22 protein-coding genes are annotated in these 24,547 nt (G+C 45.2%); 15 read left to right on the top strand and 7 right to left on the bottom strand.

The genetic code is table 11. The annotated features are described in order from the left end of the window. The coding region (locus GX089_11935; GenBank protein ID NLP03198.1) for a hypothetical protein at positions 1–215 on the bottom strand (215 nt) is incomplete at its 3' end. Between the two features lie 659 nt (positions 216–874). On the opposite strand from GX089_11935, the gene hemL reads away from it, so the two are divergent. Then, entirely contained in the window at positions 875–2,188 is a 1,314-nt protein-coding gene (gene hemL / locus GX089_11930) for a glutamate-1-semialdehyde 2,1-aminomutase (GenBank protein ID NLP03197.1), read from the top strand. A 119-nt stretch (positions 2,189–2,307) separates the two neighbouring features. On the opposite strand, the gene pabB is transcribed toward hemL, so the two are convergent. Both pabB and mnmA read right to left on the bottom strand, forming a co-directional pair. Continuing rightward, on the bottom strand, positions 2,308–4,047 hold the full coding sequence (gene pabB, locus GX089_11925) for an aminodeoxychorismate synthase component I (protein ID NLP03196.1): 1,740 nt from the start codon (positions 4,045–4,047) through the stop codon (positions 2,308–2,310). Between the two features lie 21 nt (positions 4,048–4,068). Then, the gene (gene mnmA, locus GX089_11920; protein NLP03195.1) at positions 4,069–5,148 is read right to left on the bottom strand and encodes a tRNA 2-thiouridine(34) synthase MnmA; all 1,080 of its coding nucleotides are present in this window, start codon (positions 5,146–5,148) and stop codon (positions 4,069–4,071) included. Positions 5,149–5,274: 126 nt separating this feature from the next. Here mnmA and GX089_11915 point away from each other — a divergent pair, with 126 nt between their 5' ends. The 3 genes from GX089_11915 to GX089_11905 all read left to right on the top strand — a co-directional run bounded on the left by GX089_11915 (position 5,275) and on the right by GX089_11905 (position 7,839). Beyond that, the gene (locus GX089_11915; protein NLP03194.1) at positions 5,275–6,033 is read left to right on the top strand and encodes a SprT family zinc-dependent metalloprotease; all 759 of its coding nucleotides are present in this window, start codon (positions 5,275–5,277) and stop codon (positions 6,031–6,033) included. A gap of 361 nt (positions 6,034–6,394) precedes the next feature. Continuing rightward, on the top strand, positions 6,395–7,156 hold the full coding sequence (locus GX089_11910) for a sulfite exporter TauE/SafE family protein (GenBank protein ID NLP03193.1): 762 nt from the start codon (positions 6,395–6,397) through the stop codon (positions 7,154–7,156). A 419-nt stretch (positions 7,157–7,575) separates the two neighbouring features. Beyond that, complete coding sequence (locus tag GX089_11905; protein ID NLP03192.1) at positions 7,576–7,839, top strand: hypothetical protein; 264 nt, start codon at positions 7,576–7,578, stop codon at positions 7,837–7,839. A 99-nt stretch (positions 7,840–7,938) separates the two neighbouring features. Here GX089_11905 and GX089_11900 read toward each other — a convergent pair whose 3' ends face one another. Next, positions 7,939–8,406, bottom strand: a complete 468-nt coding sequence (locus tag GX089_11900; protein ID NLP03191.1) for a glyoxalase/bleomycin resistance/extradiol dioxygenase family protein — start codon at positions 8,404–8,406, stop codon at positions 7,939–7,941. A gap of 88 nt (positions 8,407–8,494) precedes the next feature. Next, complete coding sequence (locus tag GX089_11895; GenBank protein NLP03190.1) at positions 8,495–9,001, bottom strand: MGMT family protein; 507 nt, start codon at positions 8,999–9,001, stop codon at positions 8,495–8,497. 108 nt (positions 9,002–9,109) lie between these two features. On the opposite strand from GX089_11895, the gene GX089_11890 reads away from it, so the two are divergent. After that, positions 9,110–10,546, top strand: a complete 1,437-nt coding sequence (locus tag GX089_11890) for a hypothetical protein (GenBank protein ID NLP03189.1) — start codon at positions 9,110–9,112, stop codon at positions 10,544–10,546. A 2-nt stretch (positions 10,547–10,548) separates the two neighbouring features. On the opposite strand, the gene GX089_11885 is transcribed toward GX089_11890, so the two are convergent. After that, positions 10,549–12,186 carry a formate--tetrahydrofolate ligase gene (locus GX089_11885; protein ID NLP03188.1) on the bottom strand — a complete coding sequence of 546 codons (1,638 nt, stop codon included), beginning with the start codon at positions 12,184–12,186 and terminating at the stop codon, positions 10,549–10,551. Between the two features lie 79 nt (positions 12,187–12,265). Then, the gene (locus tag GX089_11880; protein ID NLP03187.1) at positions 12,266–13,429 is read right to left on the bottom strand and encodes a glycosyltransferase; all 1,164 of its coding nucleotides are present in this window, start codon (positions 13,427–13,429) and stop codon (positions 12,266–12,268) included. A 327-nt stretch (positions 13,430–13,756) separates the two neighbouring features. On the opposite strand from GX089_11880, the gene GX089_11875 reads away from it, so the two are divergent. The 10 genes from GX089_11875 to GX089_11830 all read left to right on the top strand — a co-directional run. Next, the gene (locus GX089_11875; protein ID NLP03186.1) at positions 13,757–14,545 is read left to right on the top strand and encodes a class I SAM-dependent methyltransferase; all 789 of its coding nucleotides are present in this window, start codon (positions 13,757–13,759) and stop codon (positions 14,543–14,545) included. Positions 14,546–15,127: 582 nt separating this feature from the next. Then, positions 15,128–16,924 (top strand): elongation factor 4, encoded by a 1,797-nt coding sequence (gene lepA, locus GX089_11870; GenBank protein ID NLP03185.1) that lies wholly within the window; start codon positions 15,128–15,130, stop codon positions 16,922–16,924. 3 nt (positions 16,925–16,927) lie between these two features. Then, on the top strand, positions 16,928–17,875 hold the full coding sequence (locus tag GX089_11865) for a hypothetical protein (GenBank protein ID NLP03184.1): 948 nt from the start codon (positions 16,928–16,930) through the stop codon (positions 17,873–17,875). Further along, positions 17,872–19,077: a tryptophan synthase subunit beta gene (gene trpB / locus GX089_11860; GenBank protein NLP03183.1), complete on the top strand. Its 1,206-nt coding sequence runs from the start codon at positions 17,872–17,874 to the stop codon at positions 19,075–19,077. The genes GX089_11865 and trpB overlap by 4 nt, the downstream gene beginning before the upstream one ends. After that, a complete protein-coding gene (locus tag GX089_11855; protein NLP03182.1) occupies positions 19,074–19,877 on the top strand; it encodes a tryptophan synthase subunit alpha in 804 nt (267 codons plus the stop codon). Before trpB ends, GX089_11855 begins: the two co-directional genes overlap by 4 nt. 83 nt (positions 19,878–19,960) lie before the next feature. After that, on the top strand, positions 19,961–20,710 hold the full coding sequence (locus tag GX089_11850; protein ID NLP03181.1) for a chorismate mutase: 750 nt from the start codon (positions 19,961–19,963) through the stop codon (positions 20,708–20,710). Between the two features lies 1 nt (position 20,711). Beyond that, on the top strand, positions 20,712–21,818 hold the full coding sequence (locus GX089_11845; protein NLP03180.1) for a prephenate dehydrogenase/arogenate dehydrogenase family protein: 1,107 nt from the start codon (positions 20,712–20,714) through the stop codon (positions 21,816–21,818). Further along, entirely contained in the window at positions 21,815–23,176 is a 1,362-nt protein-coding gene (locus tag GX089_11840) for a hypothetical protein (protein NLP03179.1), read from the top strand. Before GX089_11845 ends, GX089_11840 begins: the two co-directional genes overlap by 4 nt. A 1-nt stretch (position 23,177) precedes the next feature. Then, the gene (locus tag GX089_11835) at positions 23,178–24,077 is read left to right on the top strand and encodes an NAD(+)/NADH kinase (protein ID NLP03178.1); all 900 of its coding nucleotides are present in this window, start codon (positions 23,178–23,180) and stop codon (positions 24,075–24,077) included. After that, the coding region (locus tag GX089_11830; GenBank protein NLP03177.1) for an AAA family ATPase at positions 24,067–24,547 on the top strand (481 nt) is incomplete at its 3' end. The genes GX089_11835 and GX089_11830, both read left to right, overlap by 11 nt.

Genomic DNA, 24,547 nt, shown 5'->3' with positions numbered 1-24,547 from the left:
ATGGTTTCTTCGCTGGATTGAACCACCAGGTGATAGTGGTCATCCATGATAGACCAGGAGAAGCACTTGAAGGAGTACTTTTCCTTGGCGATAGAGATCTGTTTGAGCAGGAAAGATTTCATTTTCTCACTGGAGAATGCTTTTAGTTCGGGGATGCAGGCGGATCTGATTTGGTAGAAGGCGTTTGGGACGATCATTCTTGGTTTAGTCGCCATGAGTCCTCCTTAGCTATATAGGTAGCTTCCCAAGGGGGTATTCAGGGTAAAAAGAGAATAGCAAAAATCGGGGCAAGTTTGAGTCACTGTTTCATCTCCGGGGTAAAACCTCAGAGGTGAAATTGTGGCTTAAGGCCGCTAAACCACTGACAACCGACCATGGCCTATGTCATTGTGTCACCTCGTAGATGAGGGAATTTTCACCCCTTGTGATGACTCATTGATTTAGTCACAAAGTTACCTCTGGGGTAAGGACCTCTGAGAGGAAAAAGTTACTTAACTGCTAATAAATTCACTAATTCACCTTCTAGAAAAGGAATGTCATTATGTTATCTCTGGGATGAAAAACTGATTCAAACAATTAAATCAAATATTCACCCCTGAGGTGACCTTCCAGGCTCATTTCCTTTTTTCATCTCCGGAGAAAACCCGAAAACCCCAGACTCGATGAACTTCCTGATTATCTCTTACCTCACTCTCAAATTGGACGCGTTCTCCTTTCATCCATCCCTTCTTGTTCCTTCAGTAATAGGCAAGGAACTTGCTTATTACGAGATATCACCAGTGGAATAGGAAAAGGTACTTTACTGGATTTATGAGCATCGATCGGAGAGTAAAACCAAGAGCCAGTAAAAAGGTAAGGGCAAAAAATGAGCATCATCAACCGAATGAAAAGTGAAATCGCTTTTGAGAGGGCCAAAGGGTTAATCCCTGGTGGCGTAAATTCCCCTGTGAGAGCATTCAAGGGAGTGGGAGGTGTGCCGGCTTTTGTGCACTCAGGGAAGGGATCACATATAATGGACATTGATGGAAACGATTATATCGATTTTGTCGGATCCTGGGGGCCTCTGATCCTTGGCAACGCTCATCCTGCTATAACCGATGCAATCAGTGCCGCCATGCAGAAAGGCCTCTCTTTCGGAGCACCGACCGAGAACGAGACCGAACTGGCCCATCTTATCTCCTCCATAGTTCCATCTGTGGAAATGATCCGGTTCGTAAACTCAGGTACAGAGGCTACCATGAGTGCCATAAGGCTGGCAAGAGGATACATAAAACGCGACCTGATTATCAAATTCGACGGATGTTATCATGGTCATGCTGACAGTTTCCTGATCGCTGCAGGTTCAGGAGTTGAAACTCTGGGTATTCCAGACAGTCCTGGAGTTACATCAGGTACGGCAAGAGATACTCTTCTGGCGAATTTTAATGATATCGGCTCAGTGGAGGCACTCTTCGCAAGGTATCCTGACCAGATTGCAGCTGTAATACTGGAACCCGTTGTCGGTAACATGGGTGTCATTCCTCCTGACCGAACTTTTCTCTCCAGACTACGTGAGATTACAGCCTCCAACCACTCTCTTCTCATTTTTGATGAGGTGATGACAGGTTTCAGAGTTGCCGCAGGTGGCGCTCAGGAGCTTTACGGAATAAAGCCGGATCTTTCCACTTTCGGGAAAATTATAGGTGGTGGGCTGCCGGTCGGAGCTTATGGCGGAAGTAAATCAATAATGGAGCTTGTTGCGCCAAGCGGACCGGTATACCAGGCAGGGACACTCTCTGGCAATCCCCTGTCAATCAGTGCAGGACTTGCCACTCTGAAAGTAATCCATTCAACAGATGGTTTCTATGAGACTCTGGAGAAAAACGCAGCTTACCTCTCAGAAGGACTCGTAGATTCCTTCGACAAAGCAGGTATCAAAGTAAAACTGAATCGGGTCGGTTCAATGATGACACTTTTTTTTAATGGTGGTGAGGATGTTTACGACGCTCAATCGGCACGCAGGGCTGATAGAAACATATACGCCCGATTTTTCCATGGCATGTTGAATAAAGGAATCTATCTCGCTCCATCCCAGTTTGAGGCATTCTTCCTGTCATCTGCACATACACGGGAGGAACTCGACTTTACAATCGAGTCCTGCTACGAGGTGCTCGTTTCTCTGAAAGGAGAACCGGATGGATTCTCATGATAAGTTTAATCTCGATTGTTTACAGAAAAGAGCTCATCCAACGTATAGGAAATCTAAAGTGCAGTGAACCACTGTTACGAACACGGAGTGAATAAATATAGGGAATTGGCCAGAAGGAATCATGCCAATACCGCTCTCTCCCACCCTCTTATTGAATTGATGCGGAAAATGTTATCACAACTTTTCAGCATATCCAGTGTAATAATTGTTTCAGTGATTTTTCCTCTGCAGATCATCTCCTCCCTGAAAGTCCCTCCGAGCAATCCGCACTGAACTGCAGGCGTCAAATAACGTCCATCTGCCTCTATGACAATATTTCCGATAGTGGTCTCTGTAACCTCTCCCCTTTCGTTCCAGAGAATAGCATCATCACATCCGGGGCAATTCTCCAATGCCTCTGTATACACTGACCGTCTGGTTGTTTTATGAAATAGGAACGGATCTGAGGAGTCAACCGGGATTCCTGATATGCCAAGTTTTATTCTCCTCTCACAGGTTGGTTTGTTCAGTACCATGACAGAATGGGAGAGTTTTCCCTCCCTGTTAACCTGTACTCTGACCCGTAGAGAGTTATTCCCGAAATCTGCTGTAATACCCTGTATATACTCTTTTATAACACTGACATCGGCATGAAATCCGAAATACCTGATCGAATCAGAAAGCCTCTTTATGTGTCTGTCAAACAAAAAGTAACCCTCTTCTGGCGACCAGCGGATAGTTTCTATAAGATCAAAGGGAGCCGTTTTCCTGGTTATGATTTCTGTCTTTCTAAGGCATTCCTCATACTCACTACCAGCAGCGGAATCCCATACTATGCCGCTTCCTGTACCATATTCAGATATGCCGGTTTCATTATCAATAAGCAGTGTCCTGATGGCCACATTGAAAACAGCCTTTCTGGGAGGAGAGATATAACCGATAGCACCACAGTAGATCTTTCTCGGTGATGTCTCCAGTTCTTTTATTATATCCATAGTCCTTACTTTCGGGGCACCTGTTACCGAAGCACATGGAAAAAGTGCCTTGAAAATCCCGCTGATCGGAGCCTCTGTAAGAGCGGAGACAGTGGATGTCATCTGAAGAACCGATTGGTACTGCTCTACCCGGAAGATGTCACTAACTTCAACAGTATTAAATTTTGCTATTCTGCCAAGATCATTGCGAAGCATATCTACTATCATTATGTTTTCCGCACGATCCTTTTCTGAATTGTGCAGGATTTCGGCATTTCTCCTGTCTTCTGCAATAAATCTCCCTCTCGGGGCAGTCCCTTTCATCGGACGTGTAGAGATGCGATTATCATCAAGCCTGAAGAAAAGCTCAGGAGAAAAAGAGCATATAACATGCTTTCCAGTGTCAATGTAAGCGGAAAAAGGCATGGGATGATATTCCTGAACAGAAAGGAATGTCATCAACGGATCACACGTCATCCTGGAACGCATTCTGAAAGTAAAGTTTACCTGGTAAGTATCACCGCTAAGGATATAATCCTTGATTCTAGCCAGTGCTGAATTGTATTCATCCTGGCCCATTACCGGATCCCAGATCGGATCATACTGAAAACCATCTTTTATCTGGGGTAAATAATCTATGACAGGTTTTCTGTAGATACCAAACCATAGAAGAGGAAAGCCACTGGACTGATGCACTTTTAAGGCCGGATCAAAAGCCGGTGCGGCTTCATAGCTTAAAAATCCTGCCGCATGGAAACCCTCTGCTATCCTACTCTCTATTTTAAGTAGAAGCGCCAATACACCGGAAACATCATCAGTCTGAAGAATCTCCACCGGATTTTTAAAAACCAGCCACTTACCATCTACCTGATTCAGAAAAACACGGTTATGAGCTTCATTTATCAAATCGATTATCCTCTGAAGCCCTTACCTGACAGCTTTTTCGATTATGCCTCCGCCCACAACCAGTTCCTTATAGTAGAGTACGACAGACTGCCCAGGTGTTACTGCATTCTGTGCCTCAAGGAACTCCACGGTAAGTTTCCCATCCTGAAACCTTGCTTTACAGGGAAAATCAAACTGCGAATAGCGTATTTTGGCTGTCACCTCATCGGGAATTTCATCCATGAGCATATTGACTTCACCTGCAACCAGTGCTGATGCTCCGAGCTCTTCCTTGTCTCCGAGAACAACCCTGTTTTTTTCTTTATCAATAGACAGCACGTAAAGAGGTTTTCCTGAAGCGATCCCGAGTCCCTTCCTCTGCCCTACCGTATAATTACTTATTCCACTGTGTATACCTAAAACTTCTCCCCTGGAATTGACAATTTCTCCAGGTTCGGCCTTGAAAGAGTCATATCTTCTGAGAAACGCCCGGTAATTGTTGCCAGGGACAAAACATATCTCCTGGCTTTCCGGTTTGGATGCCACAGGGAGTCCAGCCTCTTTGGCCAGTTCCCTTACCTGTGGTTTGTCTGTTTCAGAAAGCGGAAAGAGAATATTGTTGAGCCGGGATGAAGGGATGCTGTAGAGAAAATAGGTCTGATCCTTCGGGTCACCTAAACGCCGTTTCAGGACAGGCTTGTCTTTGTAAATAGCAATACCGGCGTAGTGGCCAGTGGCGATATAATCGAAACCACACGATTGAGCATAATCAAGCAATGATCCGAATTTGAGATACCGGTTGCAGCGTACGCATGGATTGGGTGTGCGCCCCTCTGTGTATTGATTTACAAAATCAGTGATCACATCTGCATGCAGTTTTGATGAAAAATCCATGACATAATGGGGAATATCGAGGATTTCACACACTTTTCTTGCATCCCTGACCGCTTCAGGTCCACAGCACTGGGCCTCCCCCGATGTGTCAACGATACCCAGGCACATAGTGACCCCTACTACGTGGTGTCCCTGTCGGCAGAGAAGATATGCAGCTACGGAAGAGTCCACCCCGCCGCTCATAGCCACCATCACCCGTTTTTTCTCGTTTTTTTCCTGTTCTGACATATAAAAAAAATAACTCTTGCTCATTGCTGTTTTAGTCACAAAGAAGAGCTTCTGACTATTAAAACTCTGATGACAGTAGTATATTTCGAAATAGATTTAGTTTTTCAAACACTTCAGGCAGTACCGATGATTAGAAATCCCGATTCCCAGTTCAGCAAGCTAATCGATTCCAGAAATATAAAAGGTCTTACAGTTTTTCTCAGTCCCCGCTTAAAGAAGAGCTGGCATGTGAAAATAAGCCGTTCCAATGGACATCGCACCCTGACTCTTCCATCTTATCTGGAAAGCGCTCCGGATGAAATCAAAGCTGCTCTTATTGAGTGGGCACTTCTTCCTTTAACTGAAAGAAGAAGGCAATCCCCCGTATTCAGAAGAAACAAAGTCGAATTGGAAAGGCGCATACAGTCCTATATAAAAGACCTGGATATTCCACATCTTAGGATGACAAGGGTAGACCCGGTGAAGCTTGAAAAAAGGACAATGGGCTGCAATTACGATCTGCGTCTGGTTTTTGATGACTTGAACAGGCGTTACTTTGGCGGCTCACTGAGCGCCGTACTTCGATGGGGATCAAAATGCTCACTGACATCATACCAGAGCACAAGAATTGCTGCAGACGGTACCCGTTTCAACCTCATCACAATAGCCGGCGTCTACAATCATCCTGAAGTCCCACAGTTTGCGATAGAAGCAGTGATGTACCATGAGATGCTTCACATAGTCATTCCACCATATTTCAAAAACGGCAGGCATGTAATTCACGGTCACGAATTTAAACAACATGAGCGCGACTTTGAGCACTATGAACTGTGGAGGGAATGGGAAAAGACATCACTGCGAGCCCTGGCCAGAAAGATGAAATCCTGCAGTAGCAAGAGAAGATGAATTATCAGTAGAAAGTCTCCGGAATAATGAACTGAAGATTTGAGCCACGAGTAACTCTGTTTTACCTGATCACTTAATGGATTAAGTTACATTATCATCTTTGCGGTAAATCAATGACTTAAGTGGTTTAATCACACTTTCACCTCAAAGGTGAATTAACGGCTTAACGGTTTGAAGGTAATTTATCTGGCACATTCCTTTCACCCCAACTCAAATCTCTTTGTTGCGTTTCGAACCACAACCACAATAGTATTTTTACAGAAAGCCCGAATAAATCAAAGAATTAAAGGAAAGCACACTATTGTCAGAACAGTTTTTGTGGCTTATTCCTCTGGGATTTGTAGTTGGCACTGTTGGCACCATGATAGGAGCTGGTGGCGGTTTTTTACTTGTCCCGGTGCTTCTTCTTATGTATCCGGGAGTGAGTCCAGACAATATTACAGCTATCTCTCTGGCTGTTATTTTTTTTAATGCACTTTCCGGAACTTTTGCCTATAGCCGCATGGGACGAATCGATTACAGATCCGGGCTGCTTTTTGCTTTGGTCACGGTACCGGGTGCAATCCTGGGAGTATTAAGCACAGACAAAATATCCCGCCAGTCCTTTAATGCAATCTTCGGAAGTCTGATGCTTATGCTGTCGTTGTATCTCATTTTTCACAAACCTGTCATTAAAAAAAAAGAGAAGAAGAAAATTAAAGCACACACAACAAGGAGAATAACAGAGAAAAACGGTGCCACACACGTCTATTCATTTGATATGAAAATCGGGATGTGGATCAGCCTTATCACAGGTTATCTATCGAGTCTGCTTGGTATTGGAGGAGGTATAATCCATGTACCATCCCTCGTTCGATTACTGAATTTTCCTGTTCATATTGCTACAGCCACATCACATCTAACGCTCCTTATCATGGCCTTTACCGGTACACTGGTCCATATTGTTACCGGTTCTTTTTCCAGGTCCGCACTTTTCCAGATAGTTTTCCTCGTCTCAGGAGTACTTCCTGGAGCACAGGTTGGAGCAGTACTCTCATCAAGACTCCACGGACAATGGATTTTACGTGTTCTTGCCGTGGCTCTCGCCTTTACAGGTATCAGGATTGTATTTATGGCTTTCTGATATCTCTCTACCACTCTCTGAATTTTTAGACAGAAGTGTAGATATTTCAGATACAGAACAAGAGGAATTATTTGATTTCACAAACAGAATGCGATATAATAGCCTGAAATCCTGAGTTTCCGGCCACAGACACTATCAACCCTTTTGAAAGGCTTATCATGAAAAGGTGTGCTTTTTGTAATACGACTATCCTTTTTCGGGGTAAAACTGTAGATGGTCAGATATATTGCAATGATGAATGTGTCAGGAAGAGTGTGTTGAGATCAGTAGCAAATGAATTGCCGCAGGATATGGTTGATCAATATGTAAATCAAGTTCATTCAGGAATCTGCCCGAAATGCAGTGGACGGGGACCGGTTGATGTATACCAATCTCATTCGGTTTATTCACTTCTCCTTTTTACGTCCTAGAAATCACAAATGCATATCTGCTGCCGCTCCTGCGCGACAAAAAAACAGGCAGGCGCAGCGTTTCTCTCTCTTATCATTGGCTGGTGGGGCTTTCCCTGGGAAATAATCATGACTCCTGTGCAGATTATAAGAAATCTCATTGACCTTTTCAGAAATCACGACCCTGACTGCCCCTCTGAGGAACTCAGGAGAACTCTTCGATATACTCTTGCAGAAAATGTTGTGAAAAAGGCCAATAAGAGGAACGCTGAAAGCCAGGCAACAGTTTCCTGATTGAATCTGCCCTGAGATCTCTTTGCAGACCCATGAGTTGAAAACCGGGAGAAAAGCCGATTGCAAACGGTTCTTCCCCCGTTTAAAGAGCAATTCTTTTTACATTCCAGATTGTTTAAGCCACTCTTTCTCTTTTTCCTTCATCTCCTCAGGTGTCAATTCCCATACATTGGAAGCAATTGACCATATATGGCCAAATGGATCCTTCACCTGGCCAACTCTGTCACCCCAGAACATATCTGCAATAGGCATCGTTACCTCGCATCCCGCCTTGGCTGCCTGGTCGAAAATGCGATCCGCATCCTCTACATAAAGCCACATCTCTATCATCGGAGTGCCGGGATTGACAGGACGAAAAGAATCGGAGAGCATGATATTTGAATCCCCGATTTTCATCATGGCATGCATCACTCTGCCGTCCGGCGTCTTTTCAATCTCTCCCACAAGCCTGGCACCTAAAGCCTTCTGGTAAAAATCAATCGCCTCCAGACATTTGTTCTTAAATGAAAGATAGGGAGTGATAGTGTTCATTCCTTCCGGAACCGGTTTTAGCGCTTTTTTGGGCATAAATCCTCCTTTGTGTTAGGATATCATAGAGGATGAAAATACCAGCAAAAATCTTTCCAGATTTTTTCCAATCTGGCATTAATTCAACTCAGAGGTGAACATCTACCCCCTCCAGTTCCAGCAATCGTTTCTTCAATTCAACCGCTGCTCCACTCTGCATCCCGCAGTACCCGCCTGATGTTCCATCGCTTCTTATCACCCGATGGCAAGGGATCACAAGCAGAAAACGGTTCTTACGCATAACAGATGCTGCTGCCCTCACAGCACCCGGATATCCGGCCCTCCTGGCAAGCTCGGAGTACGAAATTGTTTCACCCCACCGGATCTTTCTTGCAGTTTCCAGTACCTTCCGCGAAAAATCAGTACAATCATCCATCAACAGTGGTATCGACAAGAGATCCCGTTGTGCTCCATTGAGAAAATCGTAAATCATCTGTCCATAACGCATCAGCTTCTTATCCGTGCCGCTGGAAACCTTGCCGTCATAATCCTGGCCCGCCAGCTCTATTCTGCTTACTGCAGTCTCTCCGCTCCTGACCACCCCGAACAGCACTACATCTGTCAAAGGGTGTTTTATCTTAACCTTGCAAATCATTCAAACTCCCATTTTGCTTCTAACCAGAGAAAAAATAATGAAATCCATTTATTGTACGCAGATGAGAACTGCAGTATTTTTAAATCTCACTGAAAAGCAGGTAGCAATGTGATTAACTTCCTTAAACAGGCTGTCTCAAACTTCCGTTTCGCAGATTTTCTTGATATTCTGGTACTTTCACTGTTTCTCTACTTTGTCTTTACATGGTTAAGACGCAAGGCTTCAAGAGCCATAGTGATCTCTATCAGTGCGGTCTTTATCCTTTATCTTTCCGCCCGTCTGCTTAACATGTACATAACCTCTCATATTTTCCAGGCTGGATTTACTGCTGCACTGGTTGTCCTGGCCATCATCTTCCAGGATGATATCCGTATGGCAGTTGAGCACCTGGCATCGATGGGTTCTTACCGTTCAAAACGCCAGCTCCTGGCCTCAAACAGAACCGTGGAATCGATTGTAAGCGCTGTGTGCAGTCTTGCCAGAGACCGCATCGGTGCTCTGATAGTGATCCGCGGCCGGGAACTTCTGGACCGGCATCTAAGTGGTGGTATCTCTGTTGACGGCAGAATCAGTGTGCCACTCCTTTACAGTATTTTCCACCCTGAAACACCAATGCACGATGGAGCTGTGATTCTTGAAGGAGACAGGATCGACAAATTCGCTGTCAGACTTCCCCTTTCTCACAATCTTTCAGAGGTTGGTAATGTCGGTACCCGCCATACTGCCGCTTTAGGCCTCTCAGAACGCTCCGATGCAATGGTCCTGGTAGTATCAGAAGAGCGCGGAACAATAAGCATAGCAGAATCGGGGCACCTGGAAATAGTTGACAAAGACAAGTTAAGAATCCGGATCGATGATTTTTACAACCATATTCTCCCCTCACCAACAACCAAAAAACGATCATTTAAACTCACATCAAATGCCAGACTCAAACTGGTTTCTCTTTTCCTGTCGATAGTGCTGTGGCTGGCATTCGCCAACAGAGTAGAGACAGTCAACCGCACCTATACTGTGCCGGTTGAGTACAGAAATGCACCATCAGGATGGGTCATTGAAAACCCCAGTCCGGAACAGGTGAAAGTATCCCTTACAGGACAGGAGCGTGCCTTCAATTTTGATCACACCACATTAGTTGTCTCTCTGGATGTTAAAACGCTCAAAGAGGGATCTCATTCCATTCCTATAACCGATAAAAACCTGAATCTGCCCAAAGGTTTGAGTGTAACAGACATTTCGCCCGGAATGTTTACATTTCACGCATACCAGATTGAGCAGGTCGAACTTCCGGTTACAGTAAAGACAAAAGGCAAAGTCCCTGGTAATCTTGAAGTCACAGAGATCAAAGTCGCTCCCCAGTCTTTACGAATGACGATCCGGTCTTCACGGAAAAACCAGTATTCCGAGATCCCCACCGAAGTACTGGATCTCTCTCAGATAAAACAGAACACAGTGCTTCGTCTGAAAGTAAACACTCCTCCCGGAACACAACTGCTTAATGAGGATCAGCAATGGATAAGGGTAAATGTTAATGTAAAGCACAAATAGTATCAGCTCAGCCCAACCGCAGTCCCATCCCCAAGAACTCTTATCTTCAATGCAGCAGGGAATCTGGGCAAACCGGGCATGGTTACTATATTTCCACAGACAGCAACTATAAATCCGGCACCTGCAGAGACCCGAAGCTCATTAACTGTTATTCTGAAATTACCCGGCCTTCCCCTCAGTTTCGAGTTATCGGACAATGAAAGCGGGGTTTTGGCTATGCATACAGGAAGCTTGTCCATTCCTGTTTTCTTTAATAATTCCAGATCTGAGACAGCATTTCTGTCAAGCTCCACTCCATCAGCTCCATAGAGCCTGCAAGCCACTGCCTGCAGCTTTTCCTCAAGCGGCTGCTCAGGATTGTAGAGGAAATTTAACTTCTTCCCCTGGTTCACCCCTATACTTCTCAGTACTGCCTCAGCCAGATCCACAGCACCCCTGCCTCCATCGTTGTAATGTGTAGTGATGCAGGCCTCGGTACCGCTTTCTTTACAAAAGCTTATTATTTTCCGGAGTTCATCCAGGCTGTCATCATCAAAACGGTTTATGGCCACAACTGGCTGAAGACCAAAGTGACGGATATTTTCTATGTGCTTGGCCAGATTGCCCAGACCGCCCTCCAATGTGAATCCACCGTGATATTTCACAGCCTTTAATGTAGCCACTATCACAGCGGCCGATGGATTTAAACCTGCGGCCCTGCATTTTATGTGGAAAAATTTTTCTGCACCCAGTTCTGTCCCAAAGCCCGCCTCAGTAACAACATAATCTGCCAGTTTAAGTGCCATACGAGTAGCTATTGCAGAATTTGTACCCTGAGCAATATTGGCAAAAGGCCCGAGGTGCACAAAAGCCGGTGTACCTTCAGCTGTCTGCACAAGATTGGGATCAACCGCATCACGCAAAAGAACCTGCATCGCCCCGACCGCCTCCACATGCACAGGGGTGACAGGTTCTCCACTGTAAGTAAATGCCGCAACCATATTGCTCAAGCGACGCTGCAGATCATTAAAATCTCTCGTAAGGCAGAGCACTGCCATCACCTCAGAAGCAGGAGTGATATTGAACCCGTCTTTTCGTGGAATACCATTTCTCACCCCTCCAAGGCCAATTACTATCTCCCGTAAAGATCTTTCATTAAAGTCGATAACCCGTTTCAGCACTATCCTGCGGGGATCAATTTGCAGTTCATTTCCATGCTGAAGGTGATTATCGATCATAGCAGCAAGAAGATTATTTGCCTTCTCGACAGCATACATGTCACCTACAAAATGCAGATTGATAGCTTCTGATGGAACGACCTGTGCTTTCCCTGCACCTGTACCTCCCCCTTTGATCCCGAAGTAAGGTCCCAATGAAGGTTCCCTAAGGCAGATCGCGGATTTTTTCCCAAGCACCCTAAGTGCATCTCCCAGCCCGATCGTCGTTGTAGTTTTGCCCTCTCCCTGAGGAGTAGGTGTCATTGCTGAAACAAGAATCAGATGACCGTCAGGTTTGTTTTCACGTGAAATGAGCTCTTTAATAGGAATCTTGGCGATATAATGCCCATAGGGCAGAATCTCTTCCGGATCGAGTCCCAGTTCGATGGCAACTTCCTTTATTTTTCTTCCTGGAGGACTGTTTCTCTTGCTCTGTTCCATCATCTGTATTCCTTAAAAAGTCTGAGTATTATAAGACAGGGATATGTAATGTATCAAAAAATAAGCCAGATTTTATCACTCCTCAGGTACCCCATACCTTTCGGCAGAGTTCAAATATCTGGTCTATCCTGTGATCGTAAGTATGTTCGGCCAGCACTTTCCTTCTGGCAGCACTTGCGATAGCTTCTCTTTCCTCCTCATGAACAAGATAATAATCGATCAAATCACAGCACTCTTCCAAAGAGTCATACTGCACCATCTCCCTGTCAGCCCCGGAAACCTTGAAAAAACGGCTGTTGCATTCCCGTCTGTCTGTCAGAAGGAAACTTCCGCTTGCAGCACAGTCAAACACCCGCTGTGTAAAAGATTTCCTGATTTGAATCCTGTTTACATTAAGATTCACTCTGGTTGATCTGTAATACCGGCAGAGATTAGTGTAGTAACAGGCATCTGCGGATACCAGAGATGGATCGATAAAATTCTGCCAGTAAGGATCTCCAAAACAGGTGAACCGTGAACCGTACTTTTCCGCTATACCCTTGATAAAGTCTCTCCTGTAAAGATATCCTGCCAGCCACTCGATACAAAACAGAAGTACTTGTTCCTCAAGATTTGTTTTCCCTTCCCACAAATGACGATTCTCCTTGAGAAAACCGCGGATATCAAACCTTGGGTCGGTAAAGTACCGGTTCTTCATATCAGCCTGCAGGGAGAGCAGTTTTTGAAGTTCACTGCTCCGTTCCTCATTGACTATAGAGTCAAGGAACTCAAAACTGGAATTTCCTACAAAAGCGATATCTCTCTGTTTCTCTACTTCGCCATCTGTGTTGAAAAAGGAAGTATCAGTTGCCAGGGGCATGAAAAATGCCCTGAATCCCCTCTCTGCCATCTCATCCACATACGATTCCTCACTTACCAGATCGATCCGTCTATGATCCGGAACCATCCTCCTTCCATGAAAACACTCATCGTAAAAAGGATAATCGGTATACCAGTTTACAATCAGAGAACCACTCTCTGATAGCGCTCTGTATAATTCTCCTCTGAAATCACAACCGGCATTGTTAATGAAAATGGCAAGGCCGGGAAGATATGGCCTGAGATGTTCAATAATCGATGGAACCAGGCTGGAATCCGGGCTCAGTTCAATATCAACAGCGATTACCCTGTGTCCTTTTTTCTTTTTAAGTGCATTTACAACTTCTCTGGTTAAGAATGTACGGGAATTGAAAAAAAAGATGTTCATCGTTGATTTCCCTTATCAGTGTCGGTATCGGCATCGGAATCGGTATCGTTTCATTATTTCCCGTCTTTCGATGCCGATTCCCGAGACTTGAAATGATTTTATCCTGTGGAATTCACCATTTCAACAAAAAGCACAGCGTACATGTCCAAAGCAGATGTTTACTTATGTCTGATATTTAACCAATCAGCCTGTAGTTCAGCAAAAAGATCTTTTTTCTCTGGTAAAAATCATCCCCATCAGGATATTCAGTGGTCACCCGTTAAGTATATTAGCTGGTCTGAACTATTTTATAAATTAGGACATTGTATCTGACAGGGAAGAAATAAGATGTTAGACAGATGCAGGCTTTGCGGGAACACCGATCTGGTAATCCATGAGAAGGCAGGTTCCAGAAATCAGTTTTCATACTATCGATGCCGGAACTGCAAACTGGTAAATTACGACCTCGATGGAGGAGTGAATCAGGAGAAATACGCTGAAGTATTCATTGATCCTCTCGATGATTCGCATCCGGTAAACAAAAGTCAGACTGAATCCTACCGCTTCCTGAAACGTTATCTTCCCTCCACCGGTTCTCTGCTTGAAATCGGGTTCGGTAACGGACGAATTCTTAACATGGCTCATCAGGATGGTTTTCAAGTAACCGGTGTCGAATTGTCTCAATTCCTGGTCGATTCCGTTGCCAGACATCTGAAACTCAATGTCATAAAAGCGGATTTCATGTCAGAAACAGATCTGGGTGACAAAAGATTCGATATCATTATTCTGATTCATGTTCTGGAACATTTTCCCGATTCACTGAAAGTGATGAACAGGATTAATCAACTGCTCTCCCCTGGTGGATTGGTTTTAATCGAAATTCCCAACATCGATTCCTGGGAACTTAAATACAAGAGATTTATGCGGAGACACAGGATTTACAGGAAAAAATACTCAAGTGATTTTGTTCCAGGTCACTGCAATGAGTTTTGCAAAGATTCCTTTAAATTTTTATTAAACAAGACCGGTTTTAAACTTCTGCTATGGAAAACCTATTCCCACAAACCTTTCCTTAATTTTTTATATGGTCTTTTTCCTATCGGGAACAAAGCACGTGCCTTAATCCAGAAAGTTTGAAAGGAATCTTTGGTAATTTCAGGATTTAACAAGTTAAATCACTATTTCACCCCAGAGGTAACTTCCGAATTTAACAAGTTAAATCACTATTTCACCCCAGAGGTAACTTCCGAATTTAACAGGTTAAATCACTGTTTCACCCCAGAGGTAACTTCCGAATTTAACAGGTTAAATCACTGTTTCTCCCCAGAGGTAACTTCCGAATTTAACAAGTTAAATCACTGTTTCTCCCCAGAGGTAACTTCCGGATTTAACAGGTTAAATCACTGTTTCTCCCCAGAGGTAACCTCCGAATTTAACAAGTTAAATCACTATTTCTCCCCAGAGGTAACCTCAGAATTTAGCATCTCTCCATATCCTTTCCTCCACCGGCATCTAAATCAAAATCTCATGCACATCATAATCCTTCAAAAATCTCCCCCTTCCAAAATAAAGAAACCACCAATTCATGAAAATCAAGTCCCCCTTTTTCCGTATTTCTTAAATCATCCCTCTGCATGCATTTAGTATATTTTAGAGTTTAATATTAACACTTCTTCCGGCAGTTCAATCGTATTCTCAAGACTGCTCACGGGATTTAAAGTGACAACAGATTTTATACGAAATTTCTGTATTATTGCCCATATTGACCACGGCAAATCCACCCTCGCCGACCGTTTTCTGGAATTGACAGGTACTGTCAGCAGAGAGAAAATGCAGGATCAGGTCCTCGATGACATGGATCTTGAACGGGAGAGGGGTATAACTATCAAATCCCACCCGGTGCGGATGCAGTATAAATCCGAAAACGGGCAGCAATATCAGTTCAACCTTATCGACACACCCGGACATGTCGACTTCTCCTATGAGGTCTCAAGATCACTTGCCGCTTGTGAGGGGGCGATCCTGGTTGTCGATGCCACTCAGGGGATAGAGGCCCAGACCCTCACTAACATCTACCTGGCCCTGGACAACGATCTGACAATTATCCCGGTCCTTAACAAAGTTGACCTTCCCTCAGCTCATCCCGATGAGGTAAGGCGTCAGGTTTCGGACCTGCTTGGTGTTGATCCTTCCACAATTCTTGCCTGCAGTGCAAAAACCGGTGAAGGGGTAAAGCCTATACTGGAACGGGTTATAAGTGACGTTCCACCTCCAGCAAGCAATGACTCAAAGCCTCTCAAAGCTCTTGTTTTCGATTCCAAATTCGATTCCTTCAGGGGTGCAGTAGCCTACGTAAGAGTCTTTGAAGGACAACTGAAAAAAGGCGATGATATACGGTTCTTCTCGACTGGTAGGGAGTATGAGGTTGATGAAATCGGATTTTTCCGCATGGGAAGAGTTCCTTCTGATGTGCTCAAAACCGGAGAGGTCGGGTATGTAATTGCGAACATACGCACTGTTTCCGATATTAAAATCGGTGACACCATCACTACACGTCTTGACGGCGCGAAAGAACCGGTTGCAGGTTACCGGGAAGTCAAACCGATGGTATTCAGCGGTATCTATCCTGTTGATAAAGCAGATTACGAGGACTTGAGAAGCGCCCTTGAAAAACTGCGTCTCAATGACTCATCCATAAGCTACGAACCGGAAACATCCGCTGCACTTGGATTCGGTTTCAGAGCGGGTTTTCTGGGCTTGCTTCACATGGAAATCGTTCAGGAGAGGCTTTTCCGCGAATTCAACGTGAATATCATAACCACTGTTCCCAATGTCAAATACAAGGTTGTGTTAAAAGGCGGTGAAGAGCTGGATATTGAGAGTCCGGCAAAAATGCCCCCTGCACAGGACCTTGAGAGTATCAGTGAACCGATAGCCAAGATGCAGATTATCTCCCCTACCGAATTTGTAGGGGCAATAATGAAGTTATGTGAAGACAAAAGGGGAAAGATGACTACAATGGAGTATTTGGAACCCACAAGAGTCTGTCTCCATTACCGTATTCCCCTTTCAGAGATGATAATTGACTTTTTTGACAAACTTAAAAGCTGCTCACGCGGCTATGCCTCGATGGATTACGAGCTTGACGGGTACGAGACAGACAACCTGGTCAAACTCGATATACTCATCAACGGCTCCCCTGTTGACGCTTTCTCATCAATAGTCTACCGGGACAACGCCTATCATTTCGGGCAGTCTATCACATCAAAGCTCAAAGAACTCATCCCCAGACAGCAGTACGAAGTGGCAATTCAGGCAGCAATCGGATCAAAGGTGATTGCCCGTACAACTGTCAAACCTTACCGCAAAGATGTCACCTCAAAGTGTTACGGAGGAGATATCACACGGAAAAGAAAACTGCTGGAAAAGCAGAAAGAGGGTAAAAAGCGGATGAAACAGATAGGGAATGTTGAAGTGCCTCAGGAAGCTTTTCTGGCTGTCCTCAGCCGGGAGTAGTCTATGCCTGAGTCGTTCAAATTGGCTTTTGACTCCCGCTCCTTTTTCCTCAGATCCGTAAAACAACTGCTGATTATCGTTGCAGCCGGACTTTTCATCAAGTTTTTCATCATTGACATCCTGAGAGTAAACGGTGCCCAGATGGCACCCTCGATTCTGGATGGAGACCGGGTACTTGTCTTCCGTACACCTTACCTCCCTCTGGTAAGAAGTCTTTTCAAGCCTGCACTTAACAAACCTGTAATCTTCTCTCTCCCGTATCAAAGCAGGAAAAGCGGTTGTCTGCGTATAGCCGGACACAGCGGCGATACAGTTACTGTAGATGCTGGTATGTTTGTAAACAGCAACCACCCCTCTGTACCTTTTCCCGGTAAAAAAGATTCTACCGAACCGGTTCCTCCGAACTATTCACCACGGGACTACTATCAACCCCTGCGTATTCCCGCTCGCGGAGACACCTTATTTCTGGACAACTTATCAATACGCGATTTTTTTACCGTTGTTTCAATCGTCAGGCAGGAAAATGACCCCGTCCGGGTCGATCTGAAAACAAACCTTATAATAGACGATTCCCTCTCCAACGATTATTTTATCAGTGATTTCTCGCTGTACAAAGGAACTGTCGATTCGGTTCCTGACAACCTTAAATTCGACTGGTTCTTCTGGTCCAGACTCGAGGAATTCCTCAGGAATACTCTGGAAGACAGGAGTTTTTCTCTTCAATTCTCGCTTATTCTTGACGGTAAAACAACAGATATCTACAAAGTCAAGAGCTCATATGTTTTTCTTCTTGCCGATAACTGGAACTCAGGCCTGGATTCCAGATATTTCGGACCGGTCAGGGAAAACAGCATCTCAGGAAGAGTATTTATGGTGCTCTGGTCTTATGGGAAAGAAATGACCGAAAGAGCATCTTTTAGAATCAGGCGATTCGGCAGAATAATACTATGAAAAAGAAGAACAAAACTTCAGCAGGGTATTTCGGAAAATTCGGAGGAAGATTCGCTCCGGAAACTCTCATGCCGGCTCTCGATGAGGTCGAGAGGGCTTATTCGGATTTTCACAAAGATAAACAGTATCAGGACTGGTACAATTATCTGCTGAAAACCTATAATGGGCGCCCCACAGCCCTTTATTTCGCCTCACGATTGACCGAATATCTTGGCGGGGCCAGGATATTCCTTAAACGTGAAGATCTTAACCATACCGGAGCACACAAAATTACCAATGCTCTTGGACAGGCTCTGCTCGCCCGTTTCATGGGTAAAACCCGTCTCATTGCTGAAACAGGCGCAGGACAGCATGGAGTAGCCACTGCAACTGCCGCAGCTCTTCTGGGTATGGATTGTGACATTTACATGGGCACAGTCGACATGGCCCGTCAGAAACCAAATGTCTTCAGGATGAATCTCCTCGGCAGCCGTGTCATTCCGGTTGAGAGCGGCGGTAAGACACTGAAAGACGCAGTCAATGAGGCACTCAGAGACTGGACCGCTTCAGTACAGTCCACTCACTATGTTTTCGGCTCTGCACTGGGTCCCCACCCCTTCCCTTCCATTGTCAGGGATTTCCAGTCTATCATAGGTAAAGAGGCAAGAAAGCAGATCATTTCCGCAGCCGGAAGGCTTCCTGATGAAGTGATTGCCTGTGTTGGAGGCGGCTCCAATGCGATCGGAATCTTCAGTGCTTTCCTTGATGATAAGAAAGTAAAATTGACTGGTGTAGAAGCTGGCGGAATGGGACTGAAAGGAATAAAGCATGCAGTAAGATTAACAAAGACAAAGTATTCCAGACCCGGAATCCTGCATGGATCTTTCTCCTATGTCCTTCAGGACTCAGACGGCCAGATAGCAAATACACACTCAGTGTCAGCAGGACTCGATTACAGCGGTGTAGGTCCACAGCATGCCTTCCTGCATGAGACCGGAAGAGTCCGGTATACTTACGCTACCGACAAAGAGGCACTGAACGCATTCTCTCTTTTATGCAGACTTGAGGGAATAATTCCAGCGCTGGAATCATCTCACGCTGTAGCCTGCGCAGTTAAACTGGCACCGAAGCTGCCTTCGGACTATATCATGATTATCAACCTTTCCGGCCGTGGCGATAAAGACATCTTCACAGTCGCAGACCAGACAGGGAAAAAGATATGAATCGTTACCAGAAAACTTTTGAAAGTCTGAAAAACAGAAAAGAATCTGCATTTATACCATTTGCCGTAGCAGGAGACCCTGATCCGGAAAAAAGCGAAGCAGTATTCAGGGCTTTCATTGATGGAGGAGCCGATATACTTGAAATCGGTTACCCTTTCTCCGACCCCATTGCTGACGGACCTGTTAATCAGAGAGCCGCCCAGCGGGCCATCGCTTCCGGGCTGAACCACTCCAGGTTTTTCTCTCTTGTAAAAAGCCTCAGAAATTATACCGATATCCCTTTCGGAGTTCTCCTTTATGCAAACAGCATAAACCACCTGGGATACCGGACTTTTTGTAAAAAAGCAGCTGATGCGGGAATCGACAGCTTACTTGTGGCAGATATGCCTCCTGAGGAGTCTTCAGAACTGCAGAAAGCCATGAAAGAGTGTAAACTGGGACGGGTCTTTATTGTCACAGAACTCACTCCTATTTCGCGGATGAAGATGATTTGTGATCAGGTGGACTCATTTGTATACGTAGTAAGCCGGCTTGGAACCACAGGAGTCGCCAAAGATCTGAGCAGTTCTGTTAGAGGCACTCTTCAGAAATTGAGAACTGTTACAGACAAACCGCTTGCTGTAGGATTCGGCATTTCAACTCCGGAACACGTGCGCTCGGTAAAGCACTCCGGTGCTGATGCGGTGATAGTCGGCAGTGCACTTGTCTCAATTATAGAATCTCACAGCAAGGAAACAGCGAACCTTGGGGCAATTCTGCGAAAAAAAGTTTCCTCCTATAAAACCGCTACCCGTTCCTGAATCCGGAGGCAAATGGTATTTTTTCTATATAGAAATTTCTATGAAGGGTTCAGTTTTTTTCTATCCGGATGACTTCAGAAAACATGGTTTTAAATCACCTCGATCTCATGGTAGTTGCAGCCCGTCTTGAGGGCTTCGAAGAGACAATAATCCTTCGATTAATTGACAGAGCGCAGTTCAGTGCCGATATTGGAATTTACCAGCCCGGAAACAGCGGATTTTCTGGAGAACCACTGAAAAGCCTCTTCAGTATCAGACTGTTGCATCAGGAAACTATGGATTCCTGTTTTGGGCGATTCTGTGCTCCTGAGGAGCGTCCATTCAACAAAGACCTTCCTGAACCAAGGCGTAAAGTAGTTTTGCCTGACACCGGACTTCACATCCAAGATTTCCAGAAGATCAATCTGACAGCAAAGATACTGCAGGATTATTTAAACCTTGTACCACGGATATGCCCCGCTGGAGATGACGGGCAGTGGGGATCGAGTGTCGAGCTTGATGTTTACGCATTACAGGCAATCGCCAGACGTATCCACTACGGAGCACTTTATGTTGCCGAAAGTAAATTCAGGAGAGATCCCGAGGTCTACAGCAGGCTGATAAAAGAAGGTAATCCCTCTGCAATTCTCGAAAAACTTACCCGGAAAGATGTTGAGGATCGTATTGTGAGCAGAGTACGGGAAAAGACAGTCTCTATTCAGACTGCTGTCAATCCCATTGTACGCAAGGTAATCGATCCTGATATTGTTGTGGATTTCTACCGCAATTCGATAATACCCATTACAAAAGAGGGTGAAGTGCTCTATCTTCTGAACAGGCGGGAGGATTACTGAAATGACTTTTATGCCTGAAAAGGTAACCATTTACAGTGTCGGGTTGCTGGGAGGATCCTTGGGGTTGGCCCTTAAAAACTCCGGTTTCAAAGGCAAAATCACTGGTCTGTCATCTCCCTCTGCCATCGAAACCGCCAAACGCCTTGGGTGTATCGACGAAGGTTTTACTTATGATTCTCTTCAGGATGTCATCAAAGACACCGACCTTCTCTTTCTCTGCTCTCCAATCAGTGTAATTCTGGAAACACTGAACAAACTGAGCACTATGGAGCTTCCGGAAGGACTTCTGATAACTGATGTAGGAAGCACAAAGCAAAAGATCATGGAAGCCGCCGCTTTTTTACCTCCACATGTTTATTTCTGCGGCGGACACCCCATGACCGGTTCAGAGAAAAGTGGCCCATCCGTATCCGACCCCTATCTCTTTCAAAACGCAATTTATGTTCTATCTCCTCCATCTGGTTCAAGCGGATATATGGAAAAATCTTTCGCCGCTTTCCTTGAAAAGTATCTTGGATGCAGGACTCTTTTCCTCGAACCGTCCGTTCACGACAGAATAGTCGCTACAGTCAGCCATGTTCCTCATCTGCTGGCTGTCGCTCTTGTCTGTCTGGCAGAAACTATGGAGGAAAAAATTCCGGGGACACTTACTCTTGCTGCTGGTGGATTCCGCGACATGACCCGTGTAGCTTCAGCACCCTACCCCATGTGGCATGATATTTTTCTCACAAATAAAGCAGCTATCGATCCCCTGCTTGAATCTCTTTCAAACATTCTCGCTGATATAAGGGAGAATTTGAAACAGGGTTCCCTGAAGGAATACTTCGATCGTTCCGACAGGATCAGAAGCAGCATATCTCCTGCAAATAAGGGTTTCCTGAGGAAACTCAGCGAGGTTCTTGTGCATGCAAAGGACCAGCCCGGTGTCATTGCCAGTATCTCGGCGCTGCTTGCGGAAAAGAGTATAAACATAAAAGATATTGAGGTCTTGAAAGTACGTGAAGGTGAAGGTGGAACTATCCGCCTTGCCTTTGATAATTCAGATATTGCACGTGATGCAATTGCTTTGCTTTCGCAGAACGGTTTTTCTGCACGGGAAAGGACTTGACAGAAGTGCTTAACATCAAACAGGCTAAATCTCTTCGTGGTAAACTTGATCTGCCCCCCAGTCCTGATTTGTTTCTGCTCTCGGCAATTTCCACTATCTGTGCCGGCAGAAAGGCAGTAATCACACCTGTAAACGATACTCCTCTGATAAAACTCTGGGTAGAAACATTAAAGGGGATTGCATCGTTCGAATTCAGCGAAAACTCCTGTACCGTAACACCTCTTTCTGCTCAGGATTCATCCGCCTTTGTTGCACTCCCCTTCGAGATACTCCCTTACCGGGACCTGATCTCCTTTATTCTGCTTGGGATGGGTAAAACTGTAGCTCTCCGGTCTGCTTCACATAAGCGCCTGGAAAACTGGCAGCAAAGAGCCCGAAAATTTGGATTTACGCTTGATATCTCTCAATTTGATGAGAACGAAGCACTCTCTCTCAGCAACGCTCCCGATACACTCAGTACATCAGTAAGTGTCGAGGAGGAGGATATTTCTCCTCTTCTGGGCCTTTTTATGGGAATGCTGAGAAGTTGCTCTTTCCAGATCGATTTCCAGTTCTCCAATCCTCTGAAGCAGCTTGCACAAGCATTTGGTTTTGAGGTTCTTTCAAAAAGCGCAGTGCAGAAGGAAACTGATCCGATTGCCAGACGCATGCGTATGATGCAGAAGAAAAAAAGAGAATCTACAGGCCAGCAGTTTACTGTAATCGCAGATTTCTCAAGGAAGCCACTAAGTGATGAACCTGTGTTTATCGCACTTCCCGGAGATGAAGTATTAAGCTCGATAATGACCACGGGAAAATGTCTTTTCCCCAAGGGATCATTTGTCGTAAATAATATGCCTCTTGAATCCTGGGCTACACCTGTGATTGCCTTTATCCGTAAAATGGGTGCCAAGATATCTGTCCAGGAAACATCACGTACCTCATTTGGATCAGCCGGAATGCTCACTATACAGAAATGCGACCTCGTTGGTCGTAAAGTAGAATGCTGTCCATCCTCGCTCTTCAGCTCTCACCTTCCCTCGATGGTTGTTCTGGCAGCATTTGCCGAAGGTCAATCTGTGTTCAGAGATCTCGAGGACCTGCGCAATGATCAGCCCGACGGAATCGAATTACTGGAAAAATGTATCCGCCTGCTGGGAGCACGTCTGGGTGAAATGCCTGATGGAATAGTCATGGAAGGGACGCGGGATTTCGATGGATTCGACCTTGCCGAAAATCTGCCTCCCCATTTCTCAGGAAGTTTGGCTATTGCAGGATCGAAATGCGTGGGAACCACCACTATCAATGACGAATTGCTGAAACAGCGCTGGCCCACTTTTGAAAGTATATTATCTGAGTCATTGGAATTCAGAACATGATATGAAAAAAATCGAATCATTCGGCATCGTCGCTTTTAAAAAGTCACAGAAGGTTACAGATGTCCTCTCAAGGATCCTTCTGTGGTCACGGGAGAATATGATTCCCGTGTTCTTCCATCCCTGCATTGCCGGACAGATTTCAGCAGATGCTCCAATATCCGCCTCTGAGGAAGAATTTCTCAACCAGAGCGAGGCTGTAGTGTCGGTTGGCGGAGATGGAACCTTTCTTTCTGTCGCACACATGTGCCGCTTTACTGAAAAGCCAATCATTGGTTTGAACGTGGGAGGACTGGGATTTCTCACAGACATCAGTCCTGAAGACCTGGGAAATACTTTACTGAAAATTCACAGGGGTGAATACAATACCATGAGCAGAATGGTGCTTGAAGCCTCTGTGATGCGGAATGGAGAACAGATTCAGGTTTTTCATGCACTCAATGACATTTTCTTGAACAGGATTAACACTCCGAAAATCACATCTATTTCTGCCTGGCACGGGAGCGACTTTATAACGGAGTTTTACGCCGATGGAATAATCGTTGCCACTCCCAATGGCTCCACGGCATATTCTCTCTCTGCCGGAGGACCCATCGTGGAACCCTATGTCAAGGCGTTCCTGCTGACTCCTATCTGTCCACACTCTCTAACCGAACGGCCTCTTATTCTCTCCTCTGATAAGAGCATCCGTCTGGTTGTAAATGACAAAAATCCCGACCTCCTGCTAAGCAGCGATGGTCTGGAATCGATCCGGCTGCAAAACAATGATCAGATCATTGTCACTTACGGTGGCAAGAGTGCAAATCTGATACAACTGACAGAACTCTCCTATTTTGCCTTACTTAGAAGAAAACTGGACTGGGGACGAGGATATAAAAACCGGAATTCCTGTTATGATTCGTGAACTGCACATTAAAAATCTGGCTCTCATCGAAGAACTTTCGCTGGAATTCGAAAAGGGCTTTTCAGTTTTTACAGGAGAAACTGGCGCGGGAAAATCTATCCTGGTCGGTGCAATCGGACTGCTGCTGGGTGAGCGGGCATCCTCAGAGATGATAAGAAGCGGGTTTCCGGAAGCAGAAGTCAGCGGTATTTTCGAGCTTACAGAGATAAGTAAACCTCTCTCATCGCTCCTGGAAGATCTTTCAATTGACCCTGAAGACAACCAGCTTGTCATCAGAAGAAAAATATCCAGAAACGGCCCAAACCGGATCCTTGTTAACCAGACTCCCCTGCCTCTGAGTTCACTTAAAAAGCTGGGAGAACTGATCATCGATTTTCACGGGCAGCATGAACATCAATCACTCCTCAATGAAAATACTCATCTTTTTATTATCGATAACCTGCCGGGTGTAGCAGAAATACTCCAGGAGT

The organism is Fibrobacter sp. (assembly GCA_012523595.1).
In the GTDB taxonomy this organism is placed as follows: Bacteria; Fibrobacterota; Chitinivibrionia; order Chitinivibrionales; family Chitinispirillaceae; genus JAAYIG01.
Note: the sequence above shows the minus strand (reverse complement) of the source record. Positions and strands in the feature narration are given on the sequence as shown.

Excerpts from the sequence above, each read along its gene's own strand:
- mnmA (NLP03195.1), bottom strand. The coding sequence starts at position 5,148 with ATGTCAGAACAGGAAAAAAACGAGAAAAAACGGGTGATGGTGGCTATG.
- GX089_11915 (NLP03194.1), top strand. The coding sequence starts at position 5,275 with ATGATTAGAAATCCCGATTCCCAGTTCAGCAAGCTAATCGATTCCAGA.
- GX089_11910 (NLP03193.1), top strand. The coding sequence starts at position 6,395 with ATGATAGGAGCTGGTGGCGGTTTTTTACTTGTCCCGGTGCTTCTTCTT.
- GX089_11905 (NLP03192.1), top strand. The coding sequence starts at position 7,576 with ATGCATATCTGCTGCCGCTCCTGCGCGACAAAAAAACAGGCAGGCGCA.
- GX089_11900 (NLP03191.1), bottom strand. The coding sequence starts at position 8,406 with ATGCCCAAAAAAGCGCTAAAACCGGTTCCGGAAGGAATGAACACTATC.
- GX089_11895 (NLP03190.1), bottom strand. The coding sequence starts at position 9,001 with ATGATTTGCAAGGTTAAGATAAAACACCCTTTGACAGATGTAGTGCTG.
- GX089_11885 (NLP03188.1), bottom strand. The coding sequence starts at position 12,186 with ATGATGGAACAGAGCAAGAGAAACAGTCCTCCAGGAAGAAAAATAAAG.
- GX089_11880 (NLP03187.1), bottom strand. The coding sequence starts at position 13,429 with ATGAACATCTTTTTTTTCAATTCCCGTACATTCTTAACCAGAGAAGTT.
- GX089_11875 (NLP03186.1), top strand. The coding sequence starts at position 13,757 with ATGTTAGACAGATGCAGGCTTTGCGGGAACACCGATCTGGTAATCCAT.
- GX089_11865 (NLP03184.1), top strand. The coding sequence starts at position 16,928 with ATGCCTGAGTCGTTCAAATTGGCTTTTGACTCCCGCTCCTTTTTCCTC.
- trpB (NLP03183.1), top strand. The coding sequence starts at position 17,872 with ATGAAAAAGAAGAACAAAACTTCAGCAGGGTATTTCGGAAAATTCGGA.
- GX089_11855 (NLP03182.1), top strand. The coding sequence starts at position 19,074 with ATGAATCGTTACCAGAAAACTTTTGAAAGTCTGAAAAACAGAAAAGAA.
- GX089_11850 (NLP03181.1), top strand. The coding sequence starts at position 19,961 with ATGGTTTTAAATCACCTCGATCTCATGGTAGTTGCAGCCCGTCTTGAG.
- GX089_11845 (NLP03180.1), top strand. The coding sequence starts at position 20,712 with ATGACTTTTATGCCTGAAAAGGTAACCATTTACAGTGTCGGGTTGCTG.
- GX089_11835 (NLP03178.1), top strand. The coding sequence starts at position 23,178 with ATGAAAAAAATCGAATCATTCGGCATCGTCGCTTTTAAAAAGTCACAG.